Below are 7,065 nucleotides of genomic sequence, written 5' to 3' on the forward strand. Positions count from 1 at the left end.
CGGAAACAAAAAGGGAATCCGATGTGGATTCCCTTGTGTTATTCCCGGTTTCGAAAATTTTATCCGTCTACGCCGTAATCTTCGCGTACGACTTGTGCGATTTTTTCAACGTAACGGTCACACTCTTCCGCTGTCGGGGCTTCCGCCATGACACGAACGAGTGGTTCTGTACCTGATGCACGGACGAGGATTCGACCGTTTCCGGCCATTTCCGTTTCCGCTTCTTGAATCGTTGCCAAGACACGCTCTCCGTTCATCGCATCGTTTTTATTCGTCACACGAATGTTCACGAGCTTTTGCGGATAGACCGGCATCTCCGCTGCCAATTCAGACAATTTACGACCTGTCGATTTCACGATTTCTGCCAATTGCACGCCAGATAACATACCGTCACCCGTTGTCGAGTGATCGAGGAAAATCAAGTGACCTGATTGTTCGCCACCGAGCGTGTATTGGTGTTTTTTCATTTCTTCGACGACATACCGGTCTCCTACCGCTGTTTGAAGCGCCGTCATGCCCGCTTCTTCTACGGCTTTATGGAATCCGAGGTTACTCATGACCGTCGCGACAATCGTGTTGTCTTTGAGACGCCCTTTTTCACTCAAGTATTTCCCGCAAATATACATGATCTTGTCTCCGTCGACGATGTCACCGTTCTCATCAATCGCAATCAAACGGTCTCCGTCCCCATCGAAGGCAAGTCCCATGTCCGCTCCTTTTTCACGGACGAACTCAGCCAAATGCTCAGGGTGTGTCGATCCGACACCTTCGTTGATATTTAAACCGTTCGGCGAGTTTCCGATTGTCGACACGTTTGCTTCTAAGTCCGCAAACAGTCGAGCCGCAAGGCCGCTCGTCGCCCCATGTGCACAGTCAAGCGCAATGTGAAGACCATCGAAGTCTTCTTCTACCGTTTGTTTCAACATTTGAAGATACTTTTGCGCGCCTTCGTAGTAATCCGATACGAAACCGAGATCTTTCCCTGTCGGACGCGGGAGCGTATCTTCCGCAGCATCCAAGATGTCTTCAATTTCTTGCTCGGTCGCATCGTCTAATTTGAAACCATCGCTACCGAAGAATTTGATTCCGTTATCCGCCACAGGGTTATGCGATGCTGAAATCATGACACCTGCCGTCGCGTCGAGCGATTTCGTCAAGTAAGCGACTCCAGGTGTTGAAATGACACCGAGACGCATCACTTCTGCACCGATTGAGAGAAGACCCGCAATCAATGCACCTTCAAGCATATGTCCTGAAATCCGTGTATCACGACCGATCAACACTTTTGGCTGTTCGCCTTCTGGCAAATGTTTCGACAACACGTAGCCACCCGCACGACCTAAACGATATGCTAATTCCGCAGTTAACTCAGAGTTGGCAACACCGCGAACTCCATCTGTTCCAAAATATTTACCCATAAGATTAAATCCTCACTTTTGTATGATTGAACATCTTTATTGAATGGAAGATGTTTCTGTTTCTTCATCGACACTCGTCAATTGAACATCGATTGTCTTTGGCGAGATCACGGTCACGCCTTTTGGTACTTCATAATCTGCATCGACTGCATGTGTTCCGCTCGGCAATCCGGTCAGATCTAACGTCACGTTGACACTGTTTGATGAGATGCTTTCAAGAAGGGAACGTTTGCCCGAGAGCGTCACGCTGACCACTTCTTGCGTTTGAATCGTGTAATTCGTCCGGTCATATCCACGGACAGTGATTGGGACGGTCAACCGAATCCGCTCTGTCAATTCACCCGTGTCATCTTTCGTCTCATCATTTGGACGAACGAGCACCTGGACTTCTACTTCTTTTTTACCGAGTGAAGTCGCTCCTTCCGGAAGACGAAGGTTAGCGGTCACTTTTTCCGACTTCGTTAAATCGTCAAGTTCAATCGGTTCTGCCTCCACTTGCTGGAGTTCATCTAGCACCGCTTTTGGTGCAAAGACACGGACTTCCGTCTCACCTAGCAACGTATCAACTAAGCGGAAATCGTCTGCCACCTCTCCGCTCGTGACGACCTCGATTGGAATCATCGCGCTCTCATCATAAATCGGTACGGTGACATTGATGATATTCGGATCGACCGACACGTTCAACGGATTTCCATTCGCATCTAAAATGGTCGGTGGAATTTCTCGTGTGAACGTCTGACTTTGATTGGCAACATCCACATTCAACGTGATTTCTTTGACGTTTTGAATCCGACTCGCACCACCTGTGACTTTTACAGTCGACGGTTCGATTTCGACATCGCCCGCGACTTTTCCGTCCGGTAATTGATCTTTGTTCAACAGATTCACGGACACAGGGACTTCAATCGTTTGTTTCCGATCGATATAGATTTCGACAGTCTCTCGATCTAGTTTGACATTGACGTCTCCGCCGAATCCACGCGCTTCGACCGGGACACGATGGAATCCGGTGCCAAGATTGGTCAAATCGACGAACACCTGATAATCTTTCACCAATTTCGTCATCGTTAAACTACTAGATGGCCCTTGAAGCTCGACACCCATCTCTTCCGGAACATTATATGCGACATACTGGACCTCATCAAAAAACACTTCGACCGGCACATCGAGCGTCATGGAACTTTGTCCGACGATTGGCAATGCGCTAGATGCGTTATTCGAAGAACTGGTCTCAGCGACCATTAAGTATAAAAGGACGGCTAAAGCAAGTGCGATGAAGCGGAGAAACCACTTATGTTGTAACCACTGATCAATCACTTACTTATCCCCTCCTTTTTTGCCGAAGAACGAGAGGGTCGCCTCTTTTTCTTCGATGACGAGTTCTTGAATTAATTTATTGCGAAGCGCTTCTTCGTCTAGTTCCCGATACAAGCGGCCCGCGATTGCAAGTGAGACTGCTCCCGTTTCTTCTGAGACGGTAAGAGTGACGCTATCCGTCACTTCACTGACCCCGATGGCTGCTCGGTGACGTGTCCCGAGTGCTTTATCGATGTGCGGGCTTTCCGAAAGCGGTAAATAGCAAGCTGCCGCCGCAATTTTCCCGTCCTGAATAATCATCGCGCCATCATGAAGCGGCGTATTCGGAATGAATAAGTTAATAATCAACTGGGATGTGATATGCGAGTCCATACGAATGCCGGTCTCCACATACTCGTTTAATCCCGTATCGCGTTCAATCGCAATCAATGCACCGATTCGCCGTTTTGACATGTACTGTGCGGAACTGACGATGGCTTCAATCATTTGTCGTTGTTGCTCCTCATCACTTGTTCCCGTACGACTGAATAAGTTACTCGTTCGTCCGAGGTGTTCAAGACCACGTCTCAACTCTGGCTGAAAAATGATGATAATTCCGAGGAGACCGTACGTGATCACCTGATTTAGCAAGAACTGGAGCGTCTTCAATCCGAAGAAACCGCTCAAGAACCAACTGACTAGAATGATGGAAATCCCTTTAATTAATTGTACTGCTTTTGTCCCACGCACAATCATCATCAACTTGTAAATGACATACGTGACGACGACGATATCTAAAACATCATTCAAATAATCGTACCAATGTACGTTTTCTGAAAGATTTAAAAATGAGAAAAATGATACTTGTTCAAGTAGCGGCAAATGCTCCCCTCCTCAACTACCTAGCTAAATCGTGCAAATTCCATTATATCATCATTTCAATAGATACGCATTGCGTCACGTCAAAACGAAACCAGATTGAAACGAAAAAAAGACGCCGGAAGCGTCTTTAGAAAAGTTGTTTCATCGAGTACCAAATCCATTCGAACATCTGATCGATCTGTTCGAGTTCACCTGTCACTTGACCGGCACTTGCTAAATAGGCACGACCATTGACGGCTGTCGCGTTTCCATTGACAGTACCTTCAATCCGTAAATCGCCACCTTGGACCGTGATGTCTTTTTCAACCGTGACACCGGCCGGGACAATGACTTCATTCTCAGATACGATCACACCTGGTACTTTTGTATAGGTCATCGTCTCTGAAGCGCTGCTCCATAGTCCGAGTGTCGCACTAGACATCAAACTAAAGAACAGTACGGCCGCAATCAAACCTGGGTGCCGTTGCAACCATTGCATTTGTTTCGAGTGCGGTTTGCGTTCTTTTCGAACTGGTTTTGAAAACGGTACGACGGGATCAGGTGCTGTCTGTACAGGAGTTTCAGGTAAAGCGGCCATCACTCGAGCCGTAAAATCTGCTGATAACTTTGGACGAGGCAATGCTTTCAGTTCTGCGTCGATTCGTTCATATTGTAGATACGATTCATATAATTCATCGTCCTCTAGCAATTGACGCAATTCGTCAGATTCTTCGGGCAAAACGCCATCTTCCAAATATTGTTGTATTTTTTCTTCAGGAGTCAATTGAACCCCTCCCTATTTTGAAAGATTGTTTTTAACATTTCTCTTCCCCGGAAGATCCTTGTCTTAACCGTTGCGACCGGCATGTCGATCATCACGCTGATTTCTTTAAGCGACAAATCATCCACATATTTTAATAATAACGGAATGCGATATTTGTCTGGAAGTTGCTTGATTGCCTCATGCATTTCACTTCGAATTTCGCGATGAACCACTTGGGCATCGGGTTGGGGCGCTTCATCAGCTAAGTGGTCTTGATAAGTCAAACCGTCTGTACCCGCAATTTCGGCATCCATCGAATATTCCGGCTTCCGCTTCCTCAATCGATCGATGGCAACGTTTGTCGTGATTCGATAGAGCCATGTTTTGAACTTATATTGCGCGTCATACGTATCGATTCGTGTATAGGCACGAATGAACGCCTCTTGGGCAGCGTCCTCTGCTTCGCCGCGATCATACAAAATTTTATAGGCGATTGCAAAGACGCCATCCTTGTATAGTTCTACCAGTTCGGCAAACGAATCGTGATTCCCCGCCCTCAATTCATCAACCAAACGGGTGGTCAGCCGTTCCATCAATCCACTTCCCCTCTCCGCTACACATGCGGTCATCTCTATATACGTCTTGATATTGAAATGGTTTCAAAAAAATCAAAAAAAGTTTCCATCCCCATTGTAGCAAACGGGTTTGGAAACTGTAAGGAAATCAGACGGTTTCGCCTTCCAATAACAGGTTTTCTTTAGATTTTATAATCGTTTCACATAAGCGATAGGCCAACTGAGCCGTCACGTCATCCCGGTCTAATGCCGGATTTAACTCGACGAGCTCTACTGCGATCAAGTCTTCTGCTTGCATCGCTTCTTTTAAAATCGCTTTGGCTTCGACTTCTGTTAAACCGCCGTCAACCGGTGTACCTGTTCCAGGAACGAGGGATGCATCGAGACTATCCATATCGAAACTGATATAAAAACGGTCTACTCGTTCACGAAGATAACTCAATGACTCTTTCATGATGACATCCACGCCACGCGTACGTACTTCTTCTACTGTAATGACTTTGATGCCGAGTCGATTGATTTCATTCATTTCTCCTTCATCGATATCACGCAGGGCAATATAAACTAAATGCTCTGGTGATAGCTTCGGATCACGTCCGCCCACTTCTGTCAGACGCACGTCGCCCATCCCCATCGCTGCCGCAAGTGGCATTCCGTGAATATTCCCCGATGGTGATGTTTCGCCTGTATTCAAGTCAGCGTGAGCATCCACCCAAATGACTCCATAAGGACCTGTTTGAGCCAATCCAGCAAGAGTACCGATTGCCATACTATGATCGCCCCCAACGATCAAAGGGAATCGATTTTCTGAAATCTCACGATGTACGACTTCTGCTAATTCCGTGACGGTATGCAGGACACCATCGACCCGTTTTAAATGTTCTTCATTTTCTCGAATTTCAGATTCCGGCAAGACACGAATCGTATGTTTGACCGTTTCTGTCGGAAGGAGTTGTTGCATCCCCATTTCATTTAACTTTGTCGGTCCTTGATCGACCCCTAATTTCCCCTGACCGTAACGCAGCGGCACGTGAATATATGACCATTGCATCGCCATTCCCCCTTTATACGCTTGATAGTTAAATTGTAAACGCTATCATTTGTTTGGTTCAACTCGGCAGAATGATGAATAAACATGCAAAAAAGGCAGCCTGAATGGTGGCAGGCTGCCTTTCTCTGTACTCTCAATTGAATGGTTCATGGTTTTAGGCAAAAAAAAACTTAAGTCATCATTAACTTAAGAAAAAAACATATGGTGGAGCCTAGCGGGATCGAACCGCTGACCTCCTGCGTGCAAGGCAGGCGCTCTCCCAGCTGAGCTAAGGCCCCGAAACAGGGATAAGAATATGGAGCGGAAGACGGGATTCGAACCCGCGACCCCGACCTTGGCAAGGTCGTATTCTACCACTGAACTACTTCCGCAAAAAAATGGTGAGCCATGCAGGGCTCGAACCTGCGACCCTCTGATTAAAAGTCAGATGCTCTACCAACTGAGCTAATGGCTCAAACCTGGTGGGGGGGGGCGGATTCGAACCGCCGAACCCGAAGGAGCGGATTTACAGTCCGCCGCGTTTAGCCACTTCGCTACCCCCCCGAGGAGTGCCGGCGAAAGGATTCGAACCCTCGACCCTCTGATTACAAGTCAGATGCTCTACCAACTGAGCTACACCGGCATATATATAGGTTTGATGTAATAAATAAAGATGGTGGAGGATGACGGGATCGAACCGCCGACCCCCTGCTTGTAAGGCAGGTGCTCTCCCAGCTGAGCTAATCCTCCATATTGGTGACCCGTACGGGATTCGAACCCGTGTTACCGCCGTGAAAGGGCGGTGTCTTAACCGCTTGACCAACGGGCCTAAATTGGCTCCGCAAGTAGGATTTGAACCTACGACCTACCGGTTAACAGCCGGTTGCTCTACCACTGAGCTATTGCGGAACGATCTTGCCTGGCAACGTCCTATCCTCACAGGGGGAGATCCCCCAACTACTTTCGGCGCTGAGACGCTTAACTTCCGTGTTCGGCATGGGAACGGGTGTGGCCGTCTCGCTATCGCCACCAGACAAAATGAATATTAACACCGCGTCATACGCATGTCAATATTGTTTTAGGGTTTGTTCCCTGAAAACTGAGGATTCATCAACACAAACC

6 protein-coding genes, 8 tRNA genes and 1 rRNA gene are annotated in these 7,065 nt (G+C 47.4%); all 15 read right to left on the reverse strand.

Annotated elements, in window-relative coordinates:
• Positions 1-59: 59 nt before the first annotated feature.
• The 15 genes from glmM to rrf all read right to left on the reverse strand — a co-directional run bounded on the left by glmM (position 60) and on the right by rrf (position 6,977).
• On the reverse strand, positions 60-1,418 hold the full coding sequence (gene glmM, locus OKS35_RS10690; RefSeq protein WP_230232112.1) for a phosphoglucosamine mutase: 1,359 nt from the start codon (positions 1,416-1,418) through the stop codon (positions 60-62).
• 36 nt (positions 1,419-1,454) lie between these two features.
• A complete protein-coding gene (locus OKS35_RS10695; protein ID WP_264093044.1) occupies positions 1,455-2,735 on the reverse strand; it encodes a YbbR-like domain-containing protein in 1,281 nt (426 codons plus the stop codon).
• Entirely contained in the window at positions 2,736-3,596 is an 861-nt protein-coding gene (gene cdaA, locus OKS35_RS10700) for a diadenylate cyclase CdaA (protein WP_012727638.1), read from the reverse strand.
• A 127-nt stretch (positions 3,597-3,723) separates the two neighbouring features.
• Complete coding sequence (locus tag OKS35_RS10705) at positions 3,724-4,359, reverse strand: RseA family anti-sigma factor (protein ID WP_264093045.1); 636 nt, start codon at positions 4,357-4,359, stop codon at positions 3,724-3,726.
• Positions 4,356-4,931: an RNA polymerase sigma factor SigW gene (gene sigW, locus OKS35_RS10710; RefSeq protein ID WP_012727640.1), complete on the reverse strand. Its 576-nt coding sequence runs from the start codon at positions 4,929-4,931 to the stop codon at positions 4,356-4,358. Before sigW ends, OKS35_RS10705 begins: the two co-directional genes overlap by 4 nt.
• 130 nt (positions 4,932-5,061) lie before the next feature.
• The gene (rocF, locus tag OKS35_RS10715; RefSeq protein WP_074035370.1) at positions 5,062-5,964 is read right to left on the reverse strand and encodes an arginase; all 903 of its coding nucleotides are present in this window, start codon (positions 5,962-5,964) and stop codon (positions 5,062-5,064) included.
• 202 nt (positions 5,965-6,166) lie between these two features.
• Positions 6,167-6,242: transfer RNA gene (locus OKS35_RS10720), tRNA-Ala, on the reverse strand.
• Positions 6,243-6,260: 18 nt separating this feature from the next.
• A tRNA-Gly gene (locus tag OKS35_RS10725) sits at positions 6,261-6,335 on the reverse strand.
• A gap of 7 nt (positions 6,336-6,342) precedes the next feature.
• Positions 6,343-6,418, reverse strand: a tRNA-Lys gene (locus tag OKS35_RS10730).
• 5 nt (positions 6,419-6,423) lie between these two features.
• Positions 6,424-6,507 (reverse strand) — tRNA-Tyr (locus tag OKS35_RS10735).
• Positions 6,508-6,513: 6 nt separating this feature from the next.
• Positions 6,514-6,586, reverse strand: a tRNA-Thr gene (locus tag OKS35_RS10740).
• Between the two features lie 31 nt (positions 6,587-6,617).
• A tRNA-Val gene (locus OKS35_RS10745) sits at positions 6,618-6,693 on the reverse strand.
• Between the two features lie 4 nt (positions 6,694-6,697).
• Positions 6,698-6,772, reverse strand: a tRNA-Glu gene (locus OKS35_RS10750).
• Between the two features lie 5 nt (positions 6,773-6,777).
• Positions 6,778-6,852: transfer RNA gene (locus OKS35_RS10755), tRNA-Asn, on the reverse strand.
• A gap of 8 nt (positions 6,853-6,860) precedes the next feature.
• Positions 6,861-6,977 (reverse strand): 5S ribosomal RNA (gene rrf, locus OKS35_RS10760).
• Positions 6,978-7,065 lie beyond the last annotated feature (88 nt).

This window comes from Exiguobacterium sp. N5 (assembly GCF_025842465.1).
Taxonomy (GTDB): domain Bacteria; phylum Bacillota; class Bacilli; order Exiguobacteriales; family Exiguobacteriaceae; genus Exiguobacterium; species Exiguobacterium profundum.